This window comes from Citreimonas sp., assembly GCF_042096055.1.
Lineage (GTDB): Bacteria > Pseudomonadota > Alphaproteobacteria > Rhodobacterales > Rhodobacteraceae > Citreimonas.
Map to the genome: position 1 here is coordinate 49,737 of NZ_JBELMH010000005.1, position 24,952 is coordinate 74,688.

General features: G+C 67.7%; 26 protein-coding genes. 12 read left to right on the forward strand and 14 right to left on the reverse strand.

From position 1 onward, the window contains the following. Positions 1–640, reverse strand: a 640-nt coding sequence (locus ACFDTC_RS02630) for an FAD-dependent oxidoreductase (protein ID WP_375257312.1), incomplete at its 3' end; no start/stop codon positions are given. 3 nt (positions 641–643) lie between these two features. Further along, a complete protein-coding gene (locus ACFDTC_RS02635) occupies positions 644–1,342 on the reverse strand; it encodes a gluconate 2-dehydrogenase subunit 3 family protein (protein WP_375257313.1) in 699 nt (232 codons plus the stop codon). Between the two features lie 318 nt (positions 1,343–1,660). Here ACFDTC_RS02635 and ACFDTC_RS02640 point away from each other — a divergent pair, with 318 nt between their 5' ends. The 4 genes from ACFDTC_RS02640 to ACFDTC_RS02655 all read left to right on the forward strand — a co-directional run bounded on the left by ACFDTC_RS02640 (position 1,661) and on the right by ACFDTC_RS02655 (position 6,236). Then, positions 1,661–3,262: a sodium:solute symporter gene (locus ACFDTC_RS02640; protein WP_375257314.1), complete on the forward strand. Its 1,602-nt coding sequence runs from the start codon at positions 1,661–1,663 to the stop codon at positions 3,260–3,262. Next, positions 3,262–4,404: a mechanosensitive ion channel family protein gene (locus ACFDTC_RS02645; RefSeq protein ID WP_375257315.1), complete on the forward strand. Its 1,143-nt coding sequence runs from the start codon at positions 3,262–3,264 to the stop codon at positions 4,402–4,404. Before ACFDTC_RS02640 ends, ACFDTC_RS02645 begins: the two co-directional genes overlap by 1 nt. Then, complete coding sequence (locus tag ACFDTC_RS02650) at positions 4,401–5,372, forward strand: Gfo/Idh/MocA family protein (protein WP_375257316.1); 972 nt, start codon at positions 4,401–4,403, stop codon at positions 5,370–5,372. Before ACFDTC_RS02645 ends, ACFDTC_RS02650 begins: the two co-directional genes overlap by 4 nt. 66 nt (positions 5,373–5,438) lie before the next feature. Further along, a complete protein-coding gene (locus ACFDTC_RS02655) occupies positions 5,439–6,236 on the forward strand; it encodes an SDR family NAD(P)-dependent oxidoreductase (RefSeq protein WP_375257317.1) in 798 nt (265 codons plus the stop codon). Here the strand turns inward: ACFDTC_RS02655 and ACFDTC_RS02660 are convergent, their stop codons facing one another. Continuing rightward, positions 6,237–6,737, reverse strand: coding sequence for an MgtC/SapB family protein (locus ACFDTC_RS02660; protein ID WP_375257318.1), 501 nt, complete (start codon positions 6,735–6,737; stop codon positions 6,237–6,239). 172 nt (positions 6,738–6,909) lie between these two features. On the opposite strand from ACFDTC_RS02660, the gene ACFDTC_RS02665 reads away from it, so the two are divergent. After that, positions 6,910–7,887, forward strand: a complete 978-nt coding sequence (locus ACFDTC_RS02665; RefSeq protein WP_375257319.1) for an SDR family oxidoreductase — start codon at positions 6,910–6,912, stop codon at positions 7,885–7,887. Here the strand turns inward: ACFDTC_RS02665 and ACFDTC_RS02670 are convergent. Genes ACFDTC_RS02670 through ACFDTC_RS02680 form a run of 3 tightly spaced genes read right to left on the reverse strand, consistent with a single transcriptional unit; the run spans position 7,884 to position 11,262 of the window. Beyond that, on the reverse strand, positions 7,884–9,476 hold the full coding sequence (locus tag ACFDTC_RS02670; protein ID WP_375257320.1) for an alpha-amylase family glycosyl hydrolase: 1,593 nt from the start codon (positions 9,474–9,476) through the stop codon (positions 7,884–7,886). The two genes, ACFDTC_RS02665 and ACFDTC_RS02670, sit on opposite strands and share 4 nt — an antisense overlap. Further along, positions 9,466–10,320 (reverse strand): SDR family oxidoreductase, encoded by an 855-nt coding sequence (locus ACFDTC_RS02675; protein ID WP_375257321.1) that lies wholly within the window; start codon positions 10,318–10,320, stop codon positions 9,466–9,468. The genes ACFDTC_RS02670 and ACFDTC_RS02675 overlap by 11 nt, the downstream gene beginning before the upstream one ends. Before the next feature lie 45 nt (positions 10,321–10,365). Next, a complete protein-coding gene (locus ACFDTC_RS02680) occupies positions 10,366–11,262 on the reverse strand; it encodes a formate/nitrite transporter family protein (protein ID WP_375257322.1) in 897 nt (298 codons plus the stop codon). A gap of 148 nt (positions 11,263–11,410) precedes the next feature. On the opposite strand from ACFDTC_RS02680, the gene ACFDTC_RS02685 reads away from it, so the two are divergent. Further along, the gene (locus tag ACFDTC_RS02685) at positions 11,411–11,950 is read left to right on the forward strand and encodes a hypothetical protein (RefSeq protein ID WP_375257323.1); all 540 of its coding nucleotides are present in this window, start codon (positions 11,411–11,413) and stop codon (positions 11,948–11,950) included. A gap of 19 nt (positions 11,951–11,969) precedes the next feature. Continuing rightward, positions 11,970–12,680, forward strand: coding sequence for a hypothetical protein (locus ACFDTC_RS02690; RefSeq protein ID WP_375257324.1), 711 nt, complete (start codon positions 11,970–11,972; stop codon positions 12,678–12,680). Between the two features lie 83 nt (positions 12,681–12,763). On the opposite strand, the gene ACFDTC_RS02695 is transcribed toward ACFDTC_RS02690, so the two are convergent. The 5 genes from ACFDTC_RS02695 to ACFDTC_RS02715 all read right to left on the reverse strand — a co-directional run bounded on the left by ACFDTC_RS02695 (position 12,764) and on the right by ACFDTC_RS02715 (position 17,183). Then, a complete protein-coding gene (locus ACFDTC_RS02695; protein WP_375257325.1) occupies positions 12,764–12,967 on the reverse strand; it encodes a CsbD family protein in 204 nt (67 codons plus the stop codon). 63 nt (positions 12,968–13,030) lie between these two features. Then, the gene (locus tag ACFDTC_RS02700; RefSeq protein WP_375257326.1) at positions 13,031–14,554 is read right to left on the reverse strand and encodes a phospholipase D family protein; all 1,524 of its coding nucleotides are present in this window, start codon (positions 14,552–14,554) and stop codon (positions 13,031–13,033) included. Between the two features lie 80 nt (positions 14,555–14,634). Continuing rightward, complete coding sequence (locus ACFDTC_RS02705) at positions 14,635–16,434, reverse strand: sensor histidine kinase (RefSeq protein WP_375257327.1); 1,800 nt, start codon at positions 16,432–16,434, stop codon at positions 14,635–14,637. Further along, the gene (locus ACFDTC_RS02710; protein WP_375257328.1) at positions 16,435–16,980 is read right to left on the reverse strand and encodes an RNA polymerase sigma factor; all 546 of its coding nucleotides are present in this window, start codon (positions 16,978–16,980) and stop codon (positions 16,435–16,437) included. It abuts the gene before it with no gap. 32 nt (positions 16,981–17,012) lie between these two features. Then, entirely contained in the window at positions 17,013–17,183 is a 171-nt protein-coding gene (locus ACFDTC_RS02715) for a NepR family anti-sigma factor (protein ID WP_375257329.1), read from the reverse strand. Between the two features lie 116 nt (positions 17,184–17,299). Here ACFDTC_RS02715 and ACFDTC_RS02720 point away from each other — a divergent pair, with 116 nt between their 5' ends. Next, positions 17,300–18,106: a response regulator gene (locus ACFDTC_RS02720; RefSeq protein ID WP_375257330.1), complete on the forward strand. Its 807-nt coding sequence runs from the start codon at positions 17,300–17,302 to the stop codon at positions 18,104–18,106. Between the two features lie 198 nt (positions 18,107–18,304). Then, positions 18,305–19,201 carry a PhzF family phenazine biosynthesis protein gene (locus ACFDTC_RS02725; protein ID WP_375257331.1) on the forward strand — a complete coding sequence of 299 codons (897 nt, stop codon included), beginning with the start codon at positions 18,305–18,307 and terminating at the stop codon, positions 19,199–19,201. A 36-nt stretch (positions 19,202–19,237) separates the two neighbouring features. On the opposite strand, the gene map is transcribed toward ACFDTC_RS02725, so the two are convergent. Together map and ACFDTC_RS02735 are read right to left on the reverse strand one after the other, a co-directional pair. After that, entirely contained in the window at positions 19,238–19,987 is a 750-nt protein-coding gene (map, locus tag ACFDTC_RS02730) for a type I methionyl aminopeptidase (protein ID WP_375257332.1), read from the reverse strand. Positions 19,988–20,072: 85 nt separating this feature from the next. Then, positions 20,073–20,750, reverse strand: coding sequence for a GNAT family N-acetyltransferase (locus ACFDTC_RS02735; protein ID WP_375257333.1), 678 nt, complete (start codon positions 20,748–20,750; stop codon positions 20,073–20,075). A 578-nt stretch (positions 20,751–21,328) separates the two neighbouring features. Here ACFDTC_RS02735 and ACFDTC_RS02740 point away from each other — a divergent pair. The 3 genes from ACFDTC_RS02740 to ACFDTC_RS02750 all read left to right on the forward strand — a co-directional run bounded on the left by ACFDTC_RS02740 (position 21,329) and on the right by ACFDTC_RS02750 (position 24,086). Beyond that, on the forward strand, positions 21,329–22,732 hold the full coding sequence (locus ACFDTC_RS02740; protein ID WP_375257334.1) for an MATE family efflux transporter: 1,404 nt from the start codon (positions 21,329–21,331) through the stop codon (positions 22,730–22,732). Continuing rightward, positions 22,722–23,330 (forward strand): YqaA family protein, encoded by a 609-nt coding sequence (locus ACFDTC_RS02745; RefSeq protein ID WP_375257335.1) that lies wholly within the window; start codon positions 22,722–22,724, stop codon positions 23,328–23,330. The genes ACFDTC_RS02740 and ACFDTC_RS02745 overlap by 11 nt, the downstream gene beginning before the upstream one ends. Positions 23,331–23,435: 105 nt before the next feature. Beyond that, positions 23,436–24,086: a DUF998 domain-containing protein gene (locus ACFDTC_RS02750; protein WP_375257336.1), complete on the forward strand. Its 651-nt coding sequence runs from the start codon at positions 23,436–23,438 to the stop codon at positions 24,084–24,086. Between the two features lie 140 nt (positions 24,087–24,226). On the opposite strand, the gene ACFDTC_RS02755 is transcribed toward ACFDTC_RS02750, so the two are convergent. After that, positions 24,227–24,874: a PRC-barrel domain-containing protein gene (locus ACFDTC_RS02755; RefSeq protein ID WP_375257337.1), complete on the reverse strand. Its 648-nt coding sequence runs from the start codon at positions 24,872–24,874 to the stop codon at positions 24,227–24,229. Positions 24,875–24,952: the final 78 nt, after the last annotated feature.

Sequence of the window (24,952 nt, forward strand, 5' to 3'; positions counted from 1 at the left end):
GGTGCAGGCCCATGCGTTCCGCCGCACGCCCGAACAGCGTGTTCGAGATCGGCTGTTTCATCGCCGGGTTGGGATAGTCCTGGCTGCGCGGCCCCTCGAAGACGTTGCCGCCCTCGCGCTGCTCGCCCTGCAGGTTGCCGGCATAGCCCGCGGCGCCGCAGATCCGCTCGAAGAAGTCGTAGTGCGGCTCGAGCTCGTCGTAGGTGACGCCCCAATCCTGTACATTCAAGTCCTCGGGGATGAACTGGCTGCCGTAGCGGTTCTCGTAATGCGTGCGCATCTCCAGATCGCTGGGCAGCGCGCGCCAGAGCTGCCCGTTCCAGTGGATGCCGGCGCCGCCCAGGCCCGAGCCTGGCAGAAACGACCCCAGCCGGCGCATGGGCAGCGACTGCTGGCCGCGGTCGTTGCGGAAGGTCAGCGTCTCTTTCTTGACGTCGACCATGTGGTGGTGGCGTATCGCGTATTTCAGCTCGTCATGCTCTTCGGGGCCGGCGAAGCTGGTGGCGTCGTGGCGATGCTCGCCCCGTTCCAGGATGATGCAGCGCTGCCCGGCATGGGCCAGTTCGTAGGCCGCGGTCAGGCCGGTCCAGCCACCGCCGATGATCAGCACGTCTGTCTTGGGAAGCGTCGTGGGGGCCATGGATCAGCTCTCCTGTCCGACGCTGCGGGGCGGCGTCCGGGGGTATTCGCCGTGCGCGATGCCCATCGGCGGCTTGTCGAAGGGGCGGTCGTGCTTGTCGACGTGGGAGAGGTAGTAGGCGTGCGCACCGGGGAAGCCGACCATCTTCCACCCGGCATAGGCGTTGTTGCCCATGTAGATCGGGTCCGAGAAGTAGCCCTCGTTCGCGAGGCTCAGAAGCTCGGTGAAGAAGGTCACCACCGGCACATCGGTGTCGCCCATCATGCCGTCGGATTCCGACATCGCCTGCACGTAGCGTTCGCGTCCGGCCGCGTCCTGCGCGGTCACGTCGTCCTCGGCCATCGCGGCGGCGATGCCCCGGCGCAGCAATTCCGCCGGCGGATAGGGCGCCTGGTAACCCTGCTCGGGCGTGCCGGTGTAGAACGGCCCCTCGAGGTACAGGCGCGCGCCCTCGCCGTAATGGGTGGCCATCTGGAAATCGATGTAGTCGACCACGCCGGCCTGGCTGGCCGAGGGGTAATCGTCCTCGGGGATGAACACGTCGACGATGGCGGCCAGCCAGCGGGCCTCGTCGTCGGTCAGGAAGAACCACGGCCGGTCGTCCATCTGCGCGAAGGCGTGGCGGACGGGCGCACCGGCGGCCAGCGCGCCGCCCAACGCGATCTGGCCAAGGATGGCGCGGCGGGAAAACTGGGCCGGCATCGCTCTCTCCTGTCAGGTCGTCTCGGGACTTCAACCCGGGGTACCTGCAGCGGTTCCTGTAAATCTTCCCGCGAAAGGGTCCGGCAACCCAGCGGGTTCCACCTGCGTTGATCCAGCTTACTCATCGCCTGGCGGCGCAACTTCAGCACTGTGCGGCTTAGGCCGTTCGGTTTTCCGCCGAACCCGCACGACATGGCGCGAGCGCGTAGTTTTCAGCGCCCACGCGCGCCGGGCACGCAACCCCCGCGGGAATTGCGCAAGGAACTTCAATGGCTGCCGTCCCGTTCAGGAAGCAGTTTCTCGAGTCCGGAGGTACCCATGGGGGACGCGAAGTTCGACCTACACTGGATCGATTACACGATCGTGCTGATCTATTTCGTGGCGATCATCGGCCACGGGATCTACGTGTCCCGAAAGCTCGACAGCGGCGCGGACAGCTACTTCCTCGCCGGTCGATCCCTGCCTTGGTACCTCATCGGTTTCTCGCTCTTCGCCTCGAACATGTCGGGGTCCAGTTTCGTCGGCCTGATGGGCGGCAGCTACGCCAACGGCGTGGTGATTTTCAACTACGAGTGGACGGCGGCCTTCGTGCTTATCCTGTTCGCGATCTTCATCCTGCCGTCCTACCTGCGGGCCAAAATCTCGACCGTGCCCGAGTTCCTGGAAGAGCGTTACGACGTGCGCTCGCGCCGGGCGTTCTCGTTGTTCACCATTCTGGCCATCCTGTTCATCGACACGGCCGGGGCGCTCTACGCCGGCGGTCTGGTGATCTCGAACGTGACCGGCTACCTGAACCTGTGGACCGCAGTCGCGGTGCTGGCGCTGGTGGCCGGCATCTACACGATCCTCGGCGGCCTTTCGGCGGTCGTGGTCACCGACACGGTGCAGGCGATCCTGCTGATCATCGGCGCGGGCGCGCTGTTCTGGATCGGCTTGAACGAGATCGGCGGCTGGCAGGAACTGTTCGTCGGCATCCCCGAGGAGAAGAAGCACCTGATCCTGCCCGCCTCGGACGACTTCCTGCCCTGGACGGGTCTGTGGGGCGTCGTGCTGCTGGGCTTCTACTACTGGTCGATCAACCAGTTCGTCGTGCAGCGCACGCTGGGCGCCAAGGACCTGCGCGAGGGCCAGATCGGCGCATTGTTCGCCGGTTTCCTGAAGCTGCCCAACCTGTTCCTGATGATCCTGCCCGGCCTGATCGCGCTGAAGCTCTACCCCGACCTCGAAACGCCCGACCTCGCCTTCCCGACCCTGGCGTTCGAGCTTATGCCCATCGGCATCCGCGGGCTGATCATGGCCGCGCTGATCGCGGCGATCATGTCGTCGCTCGACTCGGCGATGAACTCCGCCTCGACTCTGGTGGTGAAGGACTTCGTGCAGCCGATCTGGGACGTCAACGAAGCGCGCCAGGTCTGGCTGGGCCGCATCGTGACCGGCGTCGTCATGGTCTTCGGCGCGATCTACGCGCCATCGATCTCCAGCTTCGAGTCGCTGTTCGGCTATTTCCAGTCGTCGCTGAGCTACGTCGTGCCGACCATCGTCGTGGTCTACATCCTGGGCCTCTTCGTGCCCTGGCTGAACGGCACCGGCGCGTTCTGGGCGATCGTAGCGGGCCTCGTGCTGGGCATCCCGCTGTTCATCCTCAAGGAGGTCACCAGCATCTGGTCGAACCTCGGCCTGCCCGAGATCCACTACACGGTGATGTCCTCGATCATGATGTTCATCGGCATCGCGATCCATTTCGGCCTGTCGGCGATGACGCGCCAGCCGAAGGAAGAGGATACCGAGGCGCTGGTATGGAAACGCGACGAGGCGAAGGAGATTTTCACCACGCTCGAACGCCCGATCTGGCGTGACCGGACATTGTGGTCCGCGCTTTTGGTGGTGTGCATGACCGGCGTCATCATCTGGTTCTGGTGATGAACCCGGCCGAGCTTCTCGATGCGGGCGAAGCCGTGATCGGCCGGATGCCGCAGGCCGGCGGGCCCATCCTGATCATGGCGCTCGCCGTGGCCGCGGCGGTGGGTCTGCACTTCGTCCTGTTCCGGGTGCTGCTGCGCTTCGCGGATACCGACACGGGCATGCTCGGCTCGCTTCTGCGGCGGGCGCGGCGACCTCTGCGGCTTGCCATGATCCTCGCAGCGCTGGCGATCGTGGTGCCGCGGCTGCACCTGCCCTTCGGGTGGGAGCGCGGCATCGGGCACATCATCCTGATCCTGTTGATCGTGTTTCTGGGCTGGACGGCGATCCTGCTGGTGAATCACTTCACCGACCGCTCTATCCGGCGGCACCGCTTCGACACCGAGGACAACCTGGCCGCGCGCAAGTTCGTCACGCAGATCCGCGTGCTGCGGCGCACGACGACCATCGTGCTGGGGATCCTGACGGTCGGCGCGGTGCTGCTGACCTTCGACACGGTGCAGGAATACGGGCTGTCGCTGTTCGCCTCGGCCGGCGCCGCGGGCCTGATCCTGGGCCTCGCCGCGCGGCCGGTCCTGGCGAACCTGATCGCCGGCGTGCAGATCGCCATCACCCAGCCGATCCGGCTCGAGGACGTGGTGATCGTCGAGGGCGAATGGGGCTGGGTCGAGGAGATCTTCGCCACCTACGTCGTGGTACGCATCTGGGACTGGCGGCGCATGGTCGTGCCGCTCAGCTACTTCATCGAGAAGCCGTTCCAGAACTGGACCCGCGACAGCGCGTCGATCATCGGGTCGGTCTACTGGTATCTCGACTACACCGTGCCGATGGACGCGATGCGCGCCAAGCTCGAAGAGGTCGTGCAAGCCTCGCCGCATTGGGACGGCAAGGTTTCCGTCCTGCAGGTGGTCGACACCGACAAGGACACCGTCGCCCTGCGCGCGCTGATGAGTGCGCGCACCTCGCCTCAGGCCTGGGACCTGCGCTGCGAGGTGCGCGAGAAGATGATCGTCTGGCTTCAGGGCGCCCACCCCGAGGCCCTGCCCCGCCTGCGCGGCGAATTCCAGACGCGCAGCGCCGAGATCGACGCCCCCGCGCCCGACGTGGCGCGCGACAGGATCGACGAGAGGAGCCCCACATGAACCGGACGCTGATCCTGCTGGGCGGCGCGCACGTGCACCTGGACGACCACCTGGACCACCTGGCGGCGCGCGGCTGGCGGATCTCGGCAGTGCACGACCGCGACGCAAGCCGCCGCGCGCAGCTGTGTGAGCGGCTCGGCGCCACGGCGCTGGAGGATCTCTCGGAACTGCCCGCGGATGCCGCCGGCGCGCTGGTCTGCTCAGAGACGGCGCACCATGAGGCGGACATCACCGCCGCCCTCCGCGCCGGACTGCCCGTGTTCACCGAAAAACCGCTCGCTGGCAGCGCCGAGGCGGCGGCGCGCTGCGTGGCGCTGGCAGACCAGACCGGACTGGACCTGCAGACCGGCTATTTCTTCCGAACGAACGCCGCGCTGAAGGCGCTGAAGGACGCGGTCGATGGCGGGTTGCTGGGCCGCGTGCACGAGGCGCGGATGCGGTTCTCCCACGACGGCGGCTTCGCCGACTGGCTGGACCTCGATTGCTGGATGACCGATCCCGCGCTGGCCTGCTACGACGGCTTCGTCGACGAGGCCGTGCATTGCATCGACCTGCTGCAATGGCTTCTGGGTCCCGTCACGTCCGGCCACGCCGTCACCGCGAATGCGCTGGGCTGGCCGGTCGACGATCACGGGACGGCGGTGCTGCGGCTGGATGACGGCGCGACCGCCACGGTCGAGGCAGGCTGGACCGATGCGGCGATGCGGCTGGAACTCGACCTTGTGGGCGATCGCGGCCACGCGCGGCTGATCGACGGCGAACTGACGATCCGGCAGCGCGGTCAAGATAAACCCGTGGCCACTCATGCGCTGTCCGAACCCGACGCCGGCGAAGGGATCGAGCCGTTCCTCGACACGCTCGAAGGGCGGCCGAACGATGCGCGCGTCACACCGGCGCAGGCGGCCTCGGTCAACGCCGTGCTGGACCGGCTGAACCTGCACTTGGGCGGGCCAATCGCGGGCGCGTGAGCGCGCAGGAACCGCCTCGGCAGGCGTACGTTGAAGCCCGAACCAAAGACACGGAAGGAAGCACCGATGGATTTCGGACTGAAAGGCAAGACCGCGCTGATCACCGGGGGCGCCTCGGGCATCGGCCGGGCCACCGCCGCGCAACTGATCCAGGAAGGCGCCAGCGTGATCCTCGTCGACATCAAGGGCGACGAGGTGGCCGAGGCCGCGCGCGCGCTGGGTGCGCAGGCCAACGGGCTTCAGGCGGACCTGACGAAGCTAGACCAGGTCAAGGGCTTGGCCGAAACGGTCCGCGAACGGTTCACCATGCCCGACATCGTCGTCTGCGCGGCCGGCGTGACCGGCGCCAAGGGCCATCCGCTCGAGATGTCGGACGGCGACTGGTCCGAGGCGTGGGAAACGGATTTCATGTCGGTTATCCGCACCCTGCGCGTCTTCGAGCCCGAGATGGAGAAGCGCGGCTGGGGCCGCGTCGTGATCCTGACCTCGGAAAACGCGATGCAGCCCTATTCCGACGAGTCGGTGTACAACGTCGCCAAGGCCGGTCTGCTGAACTTCGCCAAAGGCCTCAGCCGCGTCGCCGCCCACCGGGGCGTTCTGGTCAACACCGTGTCGCCGGCCTTCATCGAAACGCCGATGACCGACGGCATGATGGACAAGCGTGCCGAGGCGCAGGGCGTGGACCGCGAAGAGGCGGTCCAGGGCTTCCTTGAGGAAGAGCGCCCCAACATCGAGCTCAAGCGCCGCGGCAAGCCCGACGAGGTGGCCGCCGCGATCGTGTTCCTGTGCTCGGAGCGGGCCAGTTTCGTCGTGGGGTCGAACTACCGCGTCGACGGCGGGTCGGTCGCGGGGATCGCGATCTGATCACTCGTCCTCGGCGTGGTCGGTCAGGCGCTTTCGGGCGCCGTCCTCCATCCCCTTGACCACGCGGATGATGATCAGCGCCAGCGCCGCGGTCATCGCCGCCATCACCCACATCCCGAACCCGATCGCGAGGCCGATCGCCGCGCACAGCCAAAGGCTCGTGCCGGTGGTCAGGCCGTGCACCTTGCCTTGGGTAAAGACAATCATGCCGGCGGCCAGGAAGGCCACGCCGCTGGTCACCGCCTCGATCAGGCGGATCGGGTCCATCGCGACGCGGTCCGAGTAGTCGCCGGCGTCGGCGAGCGTCTCGAGCATGATCAGGCAGTAGAGCGCCGAGGCGAGACCCACCATCATGTGCGTGCGCAGTCCTGCCGGTCGGGCGCGGCTTTCGCGCTCGAACCCGATGACGCCGCAGACCAGCGCCGCACCCAGCAGACGGACGATGATCACCGAGGTGTCCAGCGACGTGTCCGATGCGAAGTCGTTGAAAAGGCTGTCCATGGTCCCTCCGTGACTTTATCCTCATCCTCCGGGGCAACGCCGCAAATCCGCCCAAGGTTGCCGGACCGACGCGGAACCGCCGAACCGCGAACCCGTTGGCAGGCACAGGCGGTGCGACGAAAGGTCGACGCGCCGCGGACGTACCCGGACCCGAAGATCGAAGGACCTCGCCATGCCCTCCAGCAAAGTGGCCGTCGTTGCGGGCGGCAGCGCCGGCGTCGGGCGCGCCGTCGTCGATGCGCTGATCGCGGACGGGTATCGCGTGGGCATTCTCGCCCGCGGAAAGATGCGCCTGGACGCGCTGCGCGACACGCTCGGCGACGCCGTGATGACCCTGCCCTGCGACGTCGGCGACGCGATCGCCGTCCAGCGCGCCGGCGCGGCGATCGAAGAGGCACTCGGCCCCGTTTCGGTCTGGGTCAACGCCGCGATGCTGACCAGCTTCTCGCCCTTCGAGCGCGTCAAGCCGGACGAGTTCGAGAGCATCGTGCGCGCGACCTTCATCGGGCAGGTGAACGGCACGCGCACCGCGCTTTCGCTCATGGAAGGGCGCAACCGGGGCCGCATCGTCAACGTGGGATCGGGGCTGGCGTACCGGTCGGTGCCCTACCAGGCGGCCTATTGCGCGGCGAAACACGCGATCAACGGCTTCACCGACGCATTGCGGTGCGAGCTGATCCGCAGCGGGTCGGACATCAGCCTCAGCGTCGTGCAGCTTCCGGCGATCAACACGCCGCAATTCGACTGGGCGCGCAACCGGCTGTCCAAGCAGCCGCGCCCCGCGGCGCCGGTTTTCCAGCCCGAGCTGGCAGCGCGGGCGGTGATGCGCGCGGTCCGCGACGGCACGCGCGAAATCTTCGTGGGAAGATCGGTGCTCAAGCTGACGTTCGGCCACCTGATCGCGCCGGGCTGGCTGGACCGCAAGCTGTCGGACGCCGGCGCCGAAATGCAGAAATCGCGCGCGGACGAGACCGGCGACCGCCCCGACAACCTCGATACGCCGGACCCGGAGCGGGGCCCCGACGCGCACGGCAGCTACGGGGCCGAGGCCCTGAGCAACGGCCTGATCGTCGACGCGGCCCATGCGCGGCTGGCGGTCTTCGGGGGCGTCCCGCTGGTCATGTTCCTGCTGGGCCTGGCGCTGGGCTAGGCGCCCGGCGCCGCGTCGTCGAGATGCCACCAGAAGACCGAGCGGGGCGGCAGGCCATCCGTTGAAAGGGTGCAACTGCCCAGCAGCGGCTCACGGCCGGCCACCCGAGGCGGCACGGGGCAGGTCTTGTCGCTCTCGTTCAGCGCCACCACAACCGGCCCTTTCGCACCCTGCAGCCGAAGCACCAGCTGGTCGCCGTCGGCCTGCTCGATCTCGATGGCCGCATCGGCCAAACCCAGGCGCGCGCGCAGGGCCAGCGCCCGCTTGTGAAAGGCCAGCACCGACTCGTCGTCTTGCCGCTGCTGCGCGACGCCACCCTGCTCGGCCGTGCCGATCGGCAGCCACGGCTCGCCGCTGCCGAAACCCGCGTTCGGCGCCTCGCTGTCCCAGGGCAGCGGCGCGCGCGCGCCGTCGCGGCCGGCGGTGGCGGGCCAGTAGTTGCGGTCGAACTGGTCGCGCAGCTGGTGGTATTCCAGGTGGGCCTGCTGCTGGCCGATCTCGTCGCCCTGGAAGATCATCACCGGCCCCGGCAGCGCCAGCAGAAGCCCCGCATGCAATCGTGCATCCCGGGCCGAGCCGTCGCCGGCCCGGCTGATCCGCCGGGGCTGGTCGTGCGACGACAGCCACCACGCCATCGCGCCTTGGCCGGCGCCGTCCTCGATCAGCCTGCGCAGCGTCGGCGCCAGCTTCGGCGACGACGGCAGCTCTTGCGTGTAGGCCGCGTCGAGCCGGTCGCTGCGCGAGAATTTCCGCACGAGCTCGACCGACAGGTCGTCGCCGTTGATCTCGCCCAGAAGGTAGGCGTCCGGGCCGGCGGCATCGCGCAGCTCGGCGCTGAAGGCGGCGCAGTCGTTAGGCATCATGTCGTGCTGGTGAAGCTGGTATTCGAACGGATTGATCGGCTGCGCGCCGCCCAGGTCGGCGGGCGGGTTGTCGGGCAGCGCCCGGTCGTGAAAATAGGCCGTGACCGCGTCGTAGCGGAAGCCGTCCACGCCGCGGTCGCGCCAGAACGCGGTGATGGCGTTCTGCCGGGCGCGCAGCTCGGGGCAGTGATGGTTCAGGCACGGCTGGCACGGCAGGAACTGATGCAGGCAATACTGCCGCCGCCGGGGATTCCACCGCCACGCATGCGCACCGAAGAAGCCGATCCAGTTGGTCGGCGGGCTGCCGTCCGGATTGGGGTCCGCCCAGACGTAGAAATTCTCGTAGGGCGGTTCGCGCAGCGCGGATCTCTTGTACCAGGGATGGTCCTTCGAGGTGTGGTTGAACACCTGGTCTATCATCACCAGCAGGCCGAGGTCGTGCGCGCGGTCGACCAGCGCGTCGAAATCCTCGAGCGTGCCGAACCGCGGGTCGACCGCGGCATGGTCGGCCACGTCGTAGCCGCCGTCGCACATGGGCGACACGAAGAACGGCGACAGCCAGATCGCGTCGACGCCCAAGTCGGCGACGTGATCCAGCCGTTCGGTGATGCCGCGCAGATCGCCCTCGCCCGTTCCGGTGCTGTCGCGGAACGAGCGGGGGTAGATCTGGTAGATGACGGGATTGTGCGGCCAGCGGCCGCGGGTCGTGCGTGGTTCAGCTTCCAACGATCATGCCACCGTTCGGATGTAGGGTCTGACCGCTGAAATAGCTCCCGTCCTCGGAAGCCAAGAAAAGATACGAAGTCGCGACCTCGTAGGGCTGACCCGGGCGGCCCATCGGCGCCTGCTTGCCGAAGCCCTCGACCATGTCGGGCGGCATCGAGCCGGGGATGAACGGCGTCCAGATCGGCCCCGGCGCGACCGTGTTGACCCGGATCCCGCGGTCGAGCAGCTGCTTCGCGATCGAGCGCGAGAAAGCGAGTACCGCACCGCGGGTCGAGGAATAGTCGACCAGCTTGTCGTTGCCCTTGAAGGCGTTGACCGACGCGGTGTTGACGATAGCCGAGCCTTCGCCCAGGTGCGGCAGCGCCGCCTGGGTGCAGAAGAAATAGCCCATCACGTTGCTGTCGAAGGTCTGGCGCAACTGGTCCTCGGGCAGATCCTCGAGGTTGAACTCGACCATCTGCTGGGCCGCGTTGTTCACCAGGATGTCGAGCCGCCCGAAGTGGTCGACGATCTCCTTCACCGCGGCGAAGGCCTGGTCGCGCTTGCCCACGTCGGCGCGGACGGCGTGGCACTGGCTGCCCTCTTCCTCGACGATGGCTTGCGTCTCGGCGGCGTCCTCGTCCTCGTTCAGATAGATGATGCCGACCTTGGCGCCCTCGCGTGCGAACAGCGCGGTCACCGCACGTCCGATGCCGCTGTCGCCGCCGGTCACGATCGCGACCTTGTCCTTCAGCTTGCCCGATCCGGGGAATTTCGGCCGGTAGTCCGGGCGGGGGTGCATCTCGTGCTCGTCCGCCGGCATGGAGTCCTGCGTCTGCGCGGGAATGTCGGTTGGCTTGCTCATGGCGCGCTCCGTAGATCTTGAATTGTCGGGTATGCCCTTGGGCGGTCAACCATGCCTGCCCAGACCAGTTCCGTGCTTCACCTCGTTGCGAACCTGGCCCCAGGCCAGCAGTGTGAAGATGGCCGTGCCGCCGATCACGTTGCCGGCCAAGACCGGAAGGAAGAAGCCCAGCACGCCGACGCCGATGCCGATCTCGCCGATCATCAGCAGGTATCCCATCTCGACCGAGCCGGCGATGATGTGGGTGAAGTCGCCCACCGCGATCAGCCAGGTGAAGGTCAGCACGATGAAGAAGGCGTTGCCCTCGGCCGAGGGCATCATCCAAACGATGGCAGCCACCAGCATCCCGGCCGGCAGCGCGCGGACGAAGCTTTCGCCGGGCGCCATCTCGACCGCGTGTTTCGAGATCTGCACGAACGCATCCTTGACCTCGGGGCTGATGACGGGCGTCTGCGACAGGAAGCCGGCCGCGATCATCGTGCCCACCACGTTCGCCGCCAGCACGACGCCCCACAGGCGCAGCATGTCCATCAGGCATTGCCGTTCGGGCCGCGCGATGACCGGCAGGACGGTTGTGATCGTGTTCTCGGTGAACAGCTGCATCCGGCCGAAGATGACCACGATGAAGCCGAGGCTGTAGCCGAAATTCTCGAGCAGGAAGGACGACGGCTGGTTTGGCAGATGCCGGCGCAGGATCGCCTCGCCCAGCACAGACAGGCCCATCAGGATGCCCGCCGCCGTAGCCGAGAAGATCAGCGAACTCATCGGCCGGCGCAGCTCTTCCTCGCCGTCGCGGCGCACGACCTCGTAGATCAGCCGCGCCGACAGCCGCGTCGCGTTCGAGACCGAGTCTTCCTCGCGGTCGTGGCGGACCGCGTTGTCGTTGTCGCGCGGATCGGCGTTGCCGGATTCCGGCGTACCTTCGGAACCGTCGGGGCTCATGGCTTTCTCCTCGCGAGGGGGTGTCGCGGACGGCGCGGCGTGGCGGCGAACCGGCGTTCGCTCGGGTCGGTGGTGTCGACGAACATCTTCGGGCTCCGTGGCGGGGCGCGGGGCCCCTCTTGCGTCGGGCCAGGAGGCCCCGGCCGGCATGCGCGACCGTCGCGCGCCGTTCGCAGTGAAACCCGCCGGGCGTGGCAGGGGTTCCCATGCCGGCGCGTCACTCGGGCGCGTGGGGGGCGCCGCCGCGCCGGAACTTGCGCGCCCGCGTCCGCGTTTAGACGTCGACGTGAAGGTGCCGGCCGCGCAGGTTCGGCACCGGCCCACTGGCACGAACAGGCCGAGGACGATGACCATCATGGCTTCCGAAACCCAGAAACCGGACCTGACACCGCCCCGCGACGTGGCCGATGCCGCGGCGCACGGGCTAGACCTTCGGCGCCGCTTCAAGCGCGGCGGGACGAACGTCGGCGTCGCCCGCGCCCGCGACCTGTCGAACCGGCGCAACCTGTCGCCCGACACGATCCGGCGCATGACCGCCTATTTCAAGCGGCACGCCGTCGACAAGGACGCGTCGGGCTTCGGTGACGACGACGATCCGTCGGCCGGCTACGTGGCATGGCTGCTCTGGGGCGGCGATCGCGGCCGCGAGTGGGCCGAGAAGAAGGCCCGCGAACTCGACGACGCCTGAACCGGCCAAGGGGGCCCCGATGCTGCAATCCTTCCAAGACCTGATGAACCGCAGCCTGTCGACCGACGGCGGCAAGGCGAAACTGCGCGAGGCGTTCTTCGATCCCGGTTCCGGGCTGGTTCGCTATCTCGCCGTCGAGATCGGCGGTTGGCTCGACACGACCGAGGTTCTGGTCGAGGCCGATCGCCTGGCGCCGCCGCAAGAGGAGGGCCAGGCCTGGACGCTGCGGATCGCCGAGGCCGACCTCGAAGCCGCTCCGCGCTGGCATGAGGGCATGGCCGAGGACCGCGTCGACCTACGCGCCTGGCCGCCGGTGCTGGTGGGGCCTTTCGGGTCGACCTATTCGCCGCTTCTGATGTTCGAGCAGATGATCGCCGAACAGCGCGAACACGAATTGCCGCCCGCCCCCGACGGCGACAAGCTGGTCCGCCCGCTGGAGGAGATCGGAAGCTGGATGGGTCTGCCCGCCTTCTGCACCGACGGCGAGATCGGCACCGTCGCCGACCTGCTGTTCGAGACCGGCACCCACCGGGTCGTGAGCGTTGCCATCGCGCCCAAGACGGCGGTGTCGTCGCACAGCGACGACGAGGAAGCTTCGGACGGCACGACGGGCATGGACGACCACGGCCGGATTCGCCTGCCGCTAACGGGCCTGCGCCACCGCCCCAAGCAGGGCACGCATCTGGTGTTCGACACCAGCCTGGAGGCGCTGAACCTGGACCCGGCCTGACGGCCGACTTCGAACCCTATTGGCAACAAAAAACCCCGCGGAAGATAATCCCGCGGGGTTCTTGATGTCGATCGGCAGACGCCTCAGGAGGCGTGGGTGCGCGACCAGTCGTCGACTTCGCGCTCGGCGTCGTCCTTCGAGCGGCCATAGCGCTCCTGCACGGCGCCGACCAGCTTGTCGCGGTCGCCTTCGATCGTGCGCAGGTCGTCGTCGGTCAGCTTGCCCCACTGACGCTTGGCCTCGCCCTGCATCTGCGTCCATTGGCCTTTGATCTGGTCCCAGTTCATGGGTGCCTCCTTGGCTTTGTCGTTCAGTGACAAAACGTCTGGCCGGCGCCCGAGTTCCTGTCGTCAGACCATCGATTCCGGAATGCCGGGCAGCGGGCGACCGATCTTCTGCGCGGGCGCGCGGTCGTGCGTCACCAGGAAACCGCGCCGGTCGTGCGGCGCGCAGGACAGGTTGTCGCCGCAGCGGCGCCGCCAACTCGCGGCGGCCTTCCCGGGCAGGTGAAACGCGTCCTCGGGCGTCTCGCACAACCAATGGCAGAACGCGCGGTGACGCAGATACCGGACCGTTTCGGGGTTCTCGATCATCACGCCGGCCTCGGTGTCCCAGTTGAAGCTGCGCCCGTTGAGATTGGCCGAGGACACGATCGCGCTGGTGGTGTCGAAGATCGACACCTTGGCGTGCACGTAGATGATCGGCGATCCGGCGCTGGTGTCGCGGCCGTCCTGGTCGATCGTCTCGGGCCGGACGGGCGAGCCCATCGCGATCCGGTCGCCGAAGGCGTCCTCGAGAATGCCGAGGCATTTCGCCTGCAGGTACTCGCCGTACTTCGCGTCGGCCCCGGTGTTGCCGTAGAAGGCGATATCCTCGGGTGCTGCGGGCAGGATCAGGATCACCTCGAGCTCGGGGTTGTTGCGCCCGGCGGCCGCCAGTTCCTGCGCGAGGCCCGTGTCGCGGAAGAACTGCGTCTCGAGATAGATCAGCTTCTCCGCCCGCCGGACCTGCGCCAGATGCGCGTCGCGCAGCGCGGTGACGAGCGGCTTGGGCCCGATGAACGGCATCGTCACCTTGCGCTTGCGCGACAGGGTCAGCAGCAGGTCATGGCTCGGCTCGGGCTTGCGCAGGCCGGCCGTGACGTCGAGGAACGTCTCGAGATGCCGCTGCGCCTCTTCGACGTAGCCGCGATCGGTCGTCATCACCTGCACATCGTGCCAGGTCTCGTCGCGGCTGCGGTGGTGGCCCTTGTCGTCGTAGCGCCGTTCGTTCAGGTCCAGCCCGCCGACGCACAGCGTCTCGCGGTCGAAGACGGCGATCTTCTGGTGGTGGGTCGCGGGCAGCATGTCGGCCGGAGGCCAGTGCGTGGCCTTCAGGTACCCGTCACGGTCGCGCTTCACGTGGGTGCGCAGGCCGGGCATCGTCGCGAGGATCTGCTCGCGCTCTATCAGGGGCTTTTCGTTCAGGCCGGCCAGGATGCGCTTCAGCCGCCGGCGCACGAAGGGCCACAGAACCAGCCGCAGCGGCCGGCCCACCCGCGACGGGTGGATTGCGGCCGTCACCTTCAGCGGCGCGTCGGGACCCGCCGCCTCGGACGCTGCAACGAAGGCACGCATGGATTTCCACGTTGTGCCGTGCAGTTCGGCCGTCATGATCGGGTCGAAATCCGACAGCACCATATTCAGCCGGACGCCGCGTCGCAGCGTATGCACGATCAGGTCGAACCAGGTAGAGCCGATTTCCTTGGCCTCGGGCGTGCGCAGCTTGGTTGCCAGGTCGAAGATGCGGTAGCTGGCCCAGATCTCGTGGCGCGCGTTCAGGAAGGCGCGCTCCATCTCGGGATAGACCTCGGCCGCGGTGATGAGGACCCTCACGTCGCTCGGGGGCTCGGTCTGTTGATCCGGATTCACGGGCGTCCTCTGGGCGGCTGGGGGAGTATCGAATGACATCCCGCTCAACGGGTCGGCGGCGTCGAAGGTTCCGGCAGCGGCGCGGGTTCGTCCTCGGAGGGCTCGAACGGCGCCGGCGCGAAGGTCACGCGCACGATGAACCGGTCCTCGCGGCTTTCCTCTTCCAGCCGCGCCTCGAGCTGCGACGCGAAGGCCGCGATCAGCTGCCGGCCAAGCCCGGTGCCGTCGTTCGGGCGCTTCTCGGCCGAAACGGTGTTCTCGATCGTCAGGGTAGCGCGCCTGTCATCGCCCTGCCCACTCAGCGCGAGCTTCACCAGGATGCGGAACGTCCCGGTCTCGTCGGGGCCGCCGTACTTGAAGGCGTTCACCACCGCCTCGGTCGCCAGCATCGCCAGCGGCCCGGCCTGGTCGGGCATCAGCGTCACCGGGTCCAGCTCGCGCACGAGGTCGGCACCGCCCCGGTCGTCCGAGCCCATGGTGGCCAGTTGCGCCACGATGTCGCCCAGCAGCACGTCGACCCGCAGACGGGTCAGCGACGGCTCCTGGTAGAGCGCCTGGTGCACCGAGGCGAGGCTGGCGACGCGGTCCTGGAACTGCCGCAGGGCATAGCGGGCCTCGTCGCTGCCGATCTTGCGGACCTGCATGTTGATGATCGAAGACATCAGCTGAAGGTTGTTCTTCACCCGGTGGTGGACTTCCTTCAGCAGGATCTCGCGCTCGCGCAGCGAGTTCTCGAGGTCCGCCTCGTCGCGGATGATCTGCGTCGCCATTCGCTCGAAAGCGTCGTCGATGTCGCGGATCTCGGTCGGGGCGTGGCGGCTGTCGGCGGGGCGATAGATGCGGCGGATATCGGCGAAGCTGCGCATCCGGCGGCCCAGCGCGTTGACGTGGCGCAGCACCAACTGGTTCAGCGCCAGCAGCGCCACCAGCATTGTCACAGCCCACATGATCAGCGGAAAGCCCAGCGTGGCGCCAAGGAACCAAGCGCTGCCCGAGGCGCCGCGCGCGACCGGGCTCCAGCTGCCGAGCGCGTAGGCCCGGCCCGGCACGATCGGCGCCACGGCAAAGACGCGTTCTTCCCCGCCGGGGGTCGGCGCCTCGAACGTGACCGGGGGCGAGCCGACGAGATCGCGCAGCGCCACCCCGAGCGGCATGTTCTGCCCCACGGACGTTTCGGGACCCGACGATGTCAGGATCTCGCCTGCCTGGTTGAAGGTGACGACGGTCGCCTGCTGATCCGGCTCGGCCGCCGCGTCGAAGCCCAGCCCCGCGACCGGGAAGGACAGCACGATATACCCGACGAAGCCGTCCTGCGGGTCCATGACGGGCTCGGAGACGACGATGACCGGCTGGTCGCTTACGGCGCCCCGCGCGTTGAACATGATCGACGGCGTGACCGTCTCGAACATCCGGATCGCCTCGGTGCGGTTCGAGAAGTCTTGGATCTCGTCCGTCGTGTTGCAGCGGGCGATCATGTCGGTGCGCACGAGGCCGATGAACGCCAGGCGCGGGTTGTCGCGCGCGGTGCGGGCCAACAGCGCCTCGCATCCCGTCATGTCCGGCTCCAGCGCCTCGAACGCACCGGCGAGCGTCTGGGCGACACCTATCGTGGTGTGGATGGCTTCGCGCTCGGGGGCGACGATGGCGCTGGTCTGGGCCAGCAGCGTATTGGCGAAGATCTCGGAGCTGTTCTCCATCGCGCGCCAGGTCTGCGCGATCACGACGATCCCGATCGGCAACAGCGCCAGCGTCAGCAGCAGCGCAACCCGCATGAGCAGGCTGTCACGCCGCCGCCTCGACGCATAACCGGTCTCGCGCGCCCGGAGAAGCCCGGGATCGGTCACCTACCAGGTCCTTGGATTTCGAGCCAGAACTGCCACGGTTGCCGCGTCGGTAAGCTCGAGCTCCTCGTTCTTCTCGAACCCCATGGCCACGGCCAATTGCGCGCGTCCGCGGCTGGCCCGGCTCTTGATCGTGCCGATCGCGCAGCCGCACATTTCGGCGGCTTCTTCGTAGGAAAAGCCCTGAGCGCCCACCAGAACCAGCGCCTCGCGCTGGTCGGCCGGCAGCGCATCGAACGCCTTGCGGAAGTCGTTCAGCGCCAGGTGACCGTCATGCGCGGGCTTCTGCGCGATCATGCGGGCCATCTCGCCGTCGCTGTCGGAATACTCGCGCTGGGCCTTGCGGCGTTCGGAATAGAACGTGTTGCGCAGGATCGTGAACAGCCAAGCGCGCATGTTGGTGCCGCGTTCGAACTTGTCGATATTGGACCACGCCTTGACCACCGTCTCCTGGACGAGGTCGTCGGCGCGTGCCAGGTCCCGCGTCAGGGACATGGCGAAGGCTCGCATCGACTTGAGATGCAGCACAATCTCTTCGCGCGGGTCCATCGAACCCGCGTCATCACCCGCGCGTTCATGATTCATGTGTTGCCGTCTTTCTTCTGATCCTGTTCGCGCAGCTTGCGCAGCAAGTCCGTGAAGCGGTCCGGCACCTCGTCGTCGATCAGTCCGTCATAGACCCGCCGGAGGTTCTCGTTGATCGGATCGGCCTCGTGTCGCCTGCCGGTGCGATCGGTGTCCCGTTCTTTCATGAGTGAAGCCAATTCCATTCGCCGTGCCCGCTTTTTGTCATCGCCTGTATGGAACCGAACGCGGGCATGTTGGGTTTGTTCCGAAGATTTAATGGGGTCGGGGGGTACCACAAACGATGTCAAATTTGAACGAAGGTCTTTCCGACCGGCTTGCGCGTCACCTGCCCTTCCTGCGCCGGTATGCGCGGGCGCTGACGGGCACGCAATCCTCGGGCGACGCCTATGCGGTGGCCACGCTTGAGGCGGTGCTGCAGGACCGGTCGGTGCTCAAGGAGGGGCTCGAGCCGCGCGTGGCGCTGTTCCGGGCGTTCCACATGATCTGGACCAGTGCCGGCACGCCGGTCGAGGCGTCGGACACGACGCTGGAACGGGCCGCGCAGAACCACCTCAACCATCTGACGCCGAACTCGCGCGAGGCGCTGCTGCTGAACACGATCGAGTCGTTCACCACGCACGAGATCGGGCAGATCATGGACATCAGCACCGACGAGGCGCGCGAGATCATCGACATCGCCCACCACGAGATGCACGACAGCGTGTCGGGCAAGGTGCTGGTGATCGAGGACGAGGCGATCATCGCGATGGACATCCGCGCCATCGTCACGTCGATGGGCCACCATGTCACGGGGGTGGGCCAGACGCACCGCAAGGCGGTCGAGCTGGGCTTGCAGGATTATCCGGACCTGATCCTCGCCGATATCCAGCTGGCGGACAATTCGTCGGGGATCGACGCGGTCAAGGAGCTGCTCCAGACGGTGGGCAACATCCCGGTGATCTTCATCACCGCCTTCCCCGAGCGGCTGCTGACCGGCGACCGGCCCGAGCCGGCCTTCATCATCCCCAAGCCCTACTCCGAGCGACAGGTGAAATCGGCGGTCAGCCAGGCGATGTTCTTCTCGTCGACCGAGACGCTGTCGGCCTGAAATTGGCATGTCCCACGATGGGACATGCATGCGCCCACGTGATTTCAATGGGTTACAGAGACGGATTCAGATCCTTTTAACGAAAGGCACGCGCTGCGGCGGGTGCCGTTCGCGTTTCTGGATGATGGCTTGAAGAAGCGGAACGGGTGACCGAAGCTGGTCGGGACAGCCGACAGGACGAATGCCGGAACCCGCGCGATGCTCGAACTGCTCACCTACGACGTGTTCACCGAAAAGGCGTTCCTGGGAAACCCGCTCGCCATCGTGCCGCATGCCGAAGGCCTGTCGACCGAGCAGATGCAGACCCTGGCGCGAGAGCTGAACCTGTCCGAGACGATCTTCGTCCTGCCGCCCGAGGACGCAAGCCATACGGCAAAGGTGCGCATCTTCTTTCCGAACGACGAAATTCCCTTCGCCGGGCACCCGACCATCGGCTGCGCCATCCATCTGTCGGGCCTGCTCGACGCGCGGGCAGACGCGACGGTCGAACTGACGCTGGAAGAGAACGCGGGGCCTGTGCCAGTCACCGTGCGCAGGACGAACGGCCGGGTGTTCGCAGAACTCGCGGCACCCGTCCTGCCGGTGCGGGAGCGCGAGATCGCGGACACGGACCTGGCGGCAAGCGCGCTGGGGCTTGGGCCCGGCGACATTGGCAACGCGACCGCGCCGCTGCCCGAGGTCTGGCAGGCGGGGCCGTCCTACCTGCTGGTGCCCGTCGCGTCGATCGACGCCCTGGAACGCGCCCGGCCCAGCGGCGCCGGCTGGGACAGGCTGACCGAACGGGCGGAGACGATCAGCGCCTGGCTGTTCACGTCGGACGGCAAGGACGGCTTTCGCGCAAGGATGTTCTCGCCGGCGGGTGGCACGCCCGAGGACCCGGCGACCGGATCGGCCGTCGTCACCTTTGCCGGGCTGTTGGCCGGTCACGGCCACTGCACCGGCGACGAAACCCAGTTCCGCGTCACGCAAGGCGTCGAAATGGGCCGCCGCTCGGAGATCTTTGCCCGGCTCATCCTGAAGGACGGCACGCTTGGATCGGTGCGCATCGGCGGCTGCGCGGTCCCGATCTCTGCCGGTCGAATCCGGGTTCCGTGACCCGAACGCACCTGCCCGAACACGCAAAGCCCGCCTTCAGGCCGGCAGGGTGACGACCATCGCGCCGCGTTTGGTGGTGACGATCGTGTGCTCGTACTGCACGACGGACGCGCGCGGCGTGCTGTAGAGGGTCCAGCCGTCGTCGCCTTCGGTCGCCATGAGACCGCCGGTGGACAGGAACGGCTCGATCGTGAAGACGAGGCCGTTGGTCATGCGGCGGGTCTCGTCGGCGTCGGGCCAGGTGGCGATCTCTTCGGGGTACTCGTGCAGCGAACGGCCGACGCCGTGGCTGGCGAGGTTCCGGATCAGCGTGTAGCCGCGCGCCGAGGCGAAGCGGCCGATGGCCTTGCCGATGCCGGCGATGGGCTTGCCCGCCGCGACCTGGCCGATGCCGATCTGCATGGCGCGGCGGCCGTCGCGGCACAGCCGGTCGCGCGCCGCGTCCGACGGCGGCACGATCGAGGTGGCGCCGGTATCGGCGAAATAGCCGTTCTTCGAGGCCGACACGTCGATGTTCACCATGTCGCCGGCGGCGATCACCCGGCCGCCGGGGATGCCGTGGGCGATTTCCTCGTTCACGCTGATGCAGGTGGCGCCGGGAAAGCCGTAGGTCGACCGGGGCGCGGGGTCGGCGCCGTCGCGTTCGAGCAGGACGCGGCCGATCTCGTCGAGCTCGGCGGTGGTCATGCCGGGTTCGAGCGCGGCGGTCATGTCGCGCAGGGTGTTGGCGACGATCCGGCCGATATGCTTCAGGCCGTCGAGCTCGGCCTGGTTCGTGATCGTCATGGCGTTCCTTCCTTGCGTCGCGGCCGGTCTACCCGGTGACGCAGCGCTTATCCCTGCCCGGATGCCTTTGGCGGTTAACCCCCGGTCAGGCCGATGCCGCCGGCGCCGCCGGGGCGAGGCGCAGGGGCCTGCGCTGGCGGCCGGCCGCGTCGAAGTTTTCGGGCGACAGCCACGCGTCGTAGACCGGGCGGATGCGCTGCCAGTCGCCGTCGGTCATGCCGTACCACGCGGTGTCGCGGTTGCGGCCCTTGACCACCATGTGCTGGCGGAAGACGCCCTCGAACGCAAAGCCGAAGCGTTCGGCCGCGCGGCGCGAGGGCTGGTTCAGCGCGTTGCACTTCCACTCGAACCGGCGATAGCCGAGGTCGAAGACGCAGGCGGCCGTCAGGTACAGCGCCTCGGTCGCCATGCGGGTGCGTTGCAGCGCCGGGCCCCACATGATGTTGCCGATCTCGGCCACGCCGTTGGCCGCGTCGATCCGCATTATCGCCTGCCGCCCCTCGGCGCGGCCGGTGGTCTTGTCGATCACCGCGAAGAACAGCGGGTCTGTCGAGGGGACCGCGCGGGCCAGCCAGGCGTCGAAGGCCGCGCGGTCCTGCGGCCTTTCGGGGAGCCAGCGAAAGCGGTCGTCGGCCCCCGGGGCCGCGGCCGCGTAGAACAGCGTGTCGGCGTGGTCCGGCCCCAGCGGTTCGAGGCGCACGTAGCGTCCGTCGATGGGGGCGCGCGGCGGCACCGGCCGGGGCGTCCAGTCTGCAAGATCCATGCGCGCGCCCTTCCCTGCCGGCATCTACCGGCCGGATAACAGCACCGGACGGCGCAGCGCACAACCGCCTGGGCGCGCGATCACACCGGACAAGAAAAAACCCCGCCTGGCCGGGGAGCCAAGCGGGGTTTGGTCACAGGCGCGAAACCGGGAAGAGACGCTTGTGACCTGGGGGGAATCGTCAGATCTGCCGTGTGCGGAGTTGGCGTGCCTGACGCGAGACAGGGATATTCTGCAGCAGCAGAACCCTCTGCGGATGATACGAACGGAAAGACCGACGCATCATGTCGTCGAACAATCCAACGAGCTTTGCGATAAGGTCCAGGGGCATCCGTTCGCTCCATCCAGTTGCGCACCCCGTGCGGGATACATCAGGGAAACCGGCGACCCCGAGATCGGTTCCGGACTTTTTTCCGGCCCGCGCCGTTTTTCTTTTCCTCGGCTGGCGGGGACGCGTCCGCGGGTCCGTCACGCCCCCGTGCGCGCCGGAACCCTTCGCCGCGTCCGGTACTTATACCGGCGTCACACCCTTGCGGAGCCTGCATGAATCCCACAGCGCACACGGACGCCGCGTCCCGATGACGGCGACGCACGACGACCTGAACGAAGGGCCCGTGTGGCGCAAGCTGACCAAGGTCAGCGCGCCGATGGCCCTGGGGATCCTGGGCGTTCTGCTGGTCGGGCTGGCGGACGCCTTCTTCCTCGCGCGCGTGGGCCAGACCGAGCTGACGGCGGTGGGCTTCGTCTATCCGGTGATCGTCGCGGTCAGCGCGTTCTCGGTCGGCATGTCGGCGGGCGCGAACGCCGCGTTCTCGCAGACGCTGGGGCACGGTGATGGCGACGCGGCCGAGGCGCGGCTGACGCTGCATGCGGTGGGCCTGGGCCTGGTGGTGGGCGTGGCGATCGGCGCCGCGTTGTGGCTGGGCGCGCCGCTGATCTTCTCGACCCTGGGCGCGCGCGAGGCGGTGCTGGACGCGATCCTGGTCTACGTTCCCTGGTGGGCGGCGAGCTTCCCGATCCTGGTGGCGACGATGATCCTGAACGCGTCGTTCCGCGCGGCGGGCGACGCGGCGATCCCGTCGGCGGTGATGGTGATGACGGCGGTGCTGAACATCGCGCTGACGCCGGTCTTCGTCTTCGGCGTCGGCCCCATCGGCGCGATGGGGATGATGGGCGCGGGCGTCTCGACGCTGCTGGCGCGCAGCCTGGCGCTGGCGGTCGTGGTGATGCTGGCGCTGCGCAAGGGCCGCCTGTCGCCGGGCGAGCGCCCGCTCGAGGGGCTCTCGACCTCGCTGCGCGCGATCACCGCGACCGGGCTGCCGGCGGGCGCGTCGCGCGCGGTGAACCCGGCCGGCATGGCAGCGGTGACGATGGCGGTCTCGACGCTTGGCGACACGGCGGTCGCGGGCTTCGGCGCCGCGTCGCGGGTGCAGGCGATCGCGCTGGTGCCGTTCTTCGCCGTCGCCTCGGGGCTGGCGCCGGTCATCGGACAGGCCTGGGGCGCGAACCGCGTCGACCGCGCCACCGACGCGATGCGCGTCGCGGTGTGGTTCGCGCTGGCCTACGGGCTCGGAGTCGCCCTGCTGCTGTGGGCCTTCGCCGACCCGATCGCGCGGGTGATGACGGCGGAACAGGACGCGACCCAGTACACCGCGCACTACCTGCAGATCGTCGGCTGGAGCCTTGGCGCCTACGGCATCGTGCTGGCCGCCAACGCGGCAATGACCGCGCGGTCGAGCGCGCGCTGGGCGCTGGGGCTGAGCGTTTTGCGCATCGCGCTGCTCTACATCCCGCTGGCCTGGCTGGGCGTGACGCTGTTCGGCTACACCGGCGTTCTGGCGGCCACAGTGGTCGCCAACGCGCTGGCGGCCTGGGCCGGCCTGATCCTGTCGCGGCACAAGCGGGTGCTGCGCTCGGACGCGGCGCCGGTGGCGGGACCGGCACATCGGCTTTCAGCGATCGGAGACCATCATGGCGAATGACGCGAACACCGAAACGGACCGCGACGACGACACCGGCGGCGAGCACGGCTGGACCCGACGCCTCGCGCGGCACCGCACGGGCCTTGCGCTGCTGTCCTTCGCGGAAAGCACCGTGGTACCGATCCCGCTCGAGACGATCGTGGTGCCGCTGATGGTGGGCCACCACCGCCGGTCGATCACCATCGCGACGGCGATCTGGCTGGGCTGCCTCGTGGGCGCGTCGCTGTTCTACTTCGTCGGGCTGTGGCTGGCCGATCCGGTGGTGATCCCGGCGCTGGAATGGCTGGGGCTGAAAGACAATTTCGACCAGATGACCTCGGATCTGGACAGCGGAAGCCTGTTCTGGACAGTGTTCCTGGTCTCGTTCTCGCCCGCGCCGATGCAGCTGGCAACGCTGGGCACCGGCGTCGTGGGCGGCAACTTCCTGACCTTCTTCGCCGCCATCGCGTTGTCGCGGGGTTTGCGCTATTACGGCCTGGCGGTGCTGGCGCGCCTGTTCGGCCCCAAGATCGCCGAGCTGGGCGTGCCCACCGGCAAGCTGGTGATCGGCCTCGTGATCGTGCTGCTGGTCGGCTGGGGGATCATGCAGTTCATCTGAGGCGACCCCCGCGCCCCTAACCCATTGTCGCCCGGATTCCGGGCGGCCGAACGGCGCCCGACCACGAGGTCGCGGCGCCGAACGTATTTCGAAAAGGAGAAAGCCATGCCCCGCAAGCCGCAAGACACCCTGGATCCCGTGGACCTGCGCCCCGACGCTACGCTGCTGCGCATCTGCTCGATCCTGGGACTTCTGGGCACCGCTGCGCTGATCGCGTCAAACATCGCCGGCAGCGTCATGGTGCCCGGCCACGACTGGGTCGCCGACACGGTCAGCGACCTGGCCGCGGGCGAGTTCGAAATCATCCAGGACGTGGGCTTCTACGGGTTCGCGGCGGGGCTGTTCGCGGTGGCGCTGGGGCTGGCGCACATGCGGCTGAGCGGCACGCGCATGACCGTGACGATCCTGTCGCTGGCGGTGCTGACGGGCATCGTGGTCATGGTCGGCGCCCGGAACGAGTACGGCGACAACGACGAAGAGGGCGTGGTGATCCACATATACCTGGTCTACGCGCTGGGCCTTCTGTTCCTGGCCGCGTTCGCCGCGCCCGTCGCGGTCTTCCGGCAGCTGAGCCGCACCCTCGGGCGCATCTCGATCCTGTGCGCGATCGTCTGGGCGATCATGGCGCCGATCTTCTTCGTGATGCCCACCGGCTACGACGGCGCATGGGAACGCGCGCTGGGCATCGTCGCGGCGCTGTGGGTCGCCGCCGTTTCCCACGAGATCGGGAAATGCGCGACGCGCGAAGGTGGCTGAGCGGAATTGGCGCCGGGGCATCGAGCCGCCCCGGCGCCGATATGAATCCCGGGCCGAAACGAAAAAGGGGCCCGCTTTGCGGACCCCCAATTCGGAAACGGACCTTGGGCCCTTTTCCCTGAAAGCTGCTTTCGGAACTATTAGTTCCAGAAGCCTTCGTCGACGCCTTCCATGCTCTCCAGCTGCTCTTCGCTGAGGCGCGTGACGTAGGCATAGTTCTCGTCGTCGACGGCGACGAGGTTCACATCGTCGAGCGAGATGACGACGTGCTTGTCACCGATGTCCAGGAAACCGCCGACTTCCGCGACGATGCCGGTCATCTGACCGTTGCGCGACAGCACGATGTCCTCGATCTCGCCGATCTGGTTCCAGTCGGCGCCGACTTCGTTCCATTCGGCGTCGGTGTCCCAGCCTTCATCGTTGGCTGCGTTGATCGTGTAGATCGTGCCACCGGTGATGTCGCGGGTGCGGATCAGGTTCGCACGCTCGTTCCACAGCTCGTCGCTGGTGTACTCGCCGTCGTCGTTCATCGCCATGCTGGTGTCGTCCTGCATGGTCTCGCCGTCCATGGTCTCGCCGTCCTGCATCGCGGTTTCGCTCTGCATGGTGTCTTCGGTCTGCATGGTGCCGGCTTCGTTTTCCATCGCGGCGTCGTCGCCAGCGTTATGGCTTTCCGCGAATGCGGCGCCCGATGCGAGAATGAGAGCGATTGCACTGGTGCTCAGATATTTCATGACGTTTCTCCTGTTTCCTTCGTTCTGCCCAATCAACAAACGGGCAGACTGCAAGTTCCAAGTTTTTCATTCCGACTAGGGCAAGTTTGCCGATCGGATCGCGTGGGGCGGCGATTGCGCCGCCCTGTGTCT

What these genes read in the sequence shown, in the direction of transcription:
- ACFDTC_RS02635 (WP_375257313.1), bottom strand. Translation starts at nt 1,342, where the DNA reads ATGCCGGCCCAGTTTTCCCGCCGCGCCATCCTTGGCCAGATCGCGTTG.
- ACFDTC_RS02640 (WP_375257314.1), top strand. Translation starts at nt 1,661, where the DNA reads ATGGGGGACGCGAAGTTCGACCTACACTGGATCGATTACACGATCGTG.
- ACFDTC_RS02645 (WP_375257315.1), top strand. Translation starts at nt 3,262, where the DNA reads ATGAACCCGGCCGAGCTTCTCGATGCGGGCGAAGCCGTGATCGGCCGG.
- ACFDTC_RS02650 (WP_375257316.1), top strand. Translation starts at nt 4,401, where the DNA reads ATGAACCGGACGCTGATCCTGCTGGGCGGCGCGCACGTGCACCTGGAC.
- ACFDTC_RS02655 (WP_375257317.1), top strand. Translation starts at nt 5,439, where the DNA reads ATGGATTTCGGACTGAAAGGCAAGACCGCGCTGATCACCGGGGGCGCC.
- ACFDTC_RS02660 (WP_375257318.1), bottom strand. Translation starts at nt 6,737, where the DNA reads ATGGACAGCCTTTTCAACGACTTCGCATCGGACACGTCGCTGGACACC.
- ACFDTC_RS02665 (WP_375257319.1), top strand. Translation starts at nt 6,910, where the DNA reads ATGCCCTCCAGCAAAGTGGCCGTCGTTGCGGGCGGCAGCGCCGGCGTC.
- ACFDTC_RS02675 (WP_375257321.1), bottom strand. Translation starts at nt 10,320, where the DNA reads ATGAGCAAGCCAACCGACATTCCCGCGCAGACGCAGGACTCCATGCCG.
- ACFDTC_RS02680 (WP_375257322.1), bottom strand. Translation starts at nt 11,262, where the DNA reads ATGAGCCCCGACGGTTCCGAAGGTACGCCGGAATCCGGCAACGCCGAT.
- ACFDTC_RS02685 (WP_375257323.1), top strand. Translation starts at nt 11,411, where the DNA reads ATGCGCGACCGTCGCGCGCCGTTCGCAGTGAAACCCGCCGGGCGTGGC.
- ACFDTC_RS02690 (WP_375257324.1), top strand. Translation starts at nt 11,970, where the DNA reads ATGCTGCAATCCTTCCAAGACCTGATGAACCGCAGCCTGTCGACCGAC.
- ACFDTC_RS02695 (WP_375257325.1), bottom strand. Translation starts at nt 12,967, where the DNA reads ATGAACTGGGACCAGATCAAAGGCCAATGGACGCAGATGCAGGGCGAG.
- ACFDTC_RS02710 (WP_375257328.1), bottom strand. Translation starts at nt 16,980, where the DNA reads ATGGACCCGCGCGAAGAGATTGTGCTGCATCTCAAGTCGATGCGAGCC.
- ACFDTC_RS02715 (WP_375257329.1), bottom strand. Translation starts at nt 17,183, where the DNA reads ATGAAAGAACGGGACACCGATCGCACCGGCAGGCGACACGAGGCCGAT.
- ACFDTC_RS02720 (WP_375257330.1), top strand. Translation starts at nt 17,300, where the DNA reads ATGTCAAATTTGAACGAAGGTCTTTCCGACCGGCTTGCGCGTCACCTG.
- ACFDTC_RS02725 (WP_375257331.1), top strand. Translation starts at nt 18,305, where the DNA reads ATGCTCGAACTGCTCACCTACGACGTGTTCACCGAAAAGGCGTTCCTG.
- map (WP_375257332.1), bottom strand. Translation starts at nt 19,987, where the DNA reads ATGACGATCACGAACCAGGCCGAGCTCGACGGCCTGAAGCATATCGGC.
- ACFDTC_RS02735 (WP_375257333.1), bottom strand. Translation starts at nt 20,750, where the DNA reads ATGGATCTTGCAGACTGGACGCCCCGGCCGGTGCCGCCGCGCGCCCCC.
- ACFDTC_RS02740 (WP_375257334.1), top strand. Translation starts at nt 21,329, where the DNA reads ATGACGGCGACGCACGACGACCTGAACGAAGGGCCCGTGTGGCGCAAG.
- ACFDTC_RS02745 (WP_375257335.1), top strand. Translation starts at nt 22,722, where the DNA reads ATGGCGAATGACGCGAACACCGAAACGGACCGCGACGACGACACCGGC.
- ACFDTC_RS02750 (WP_375257336.1), top strand. Translation starts at nt 23,436, where the DNA reads ATGCCCCGCAAGCCGCAAGACACCCTGGATCCCGTGGACCTGCGCCCC.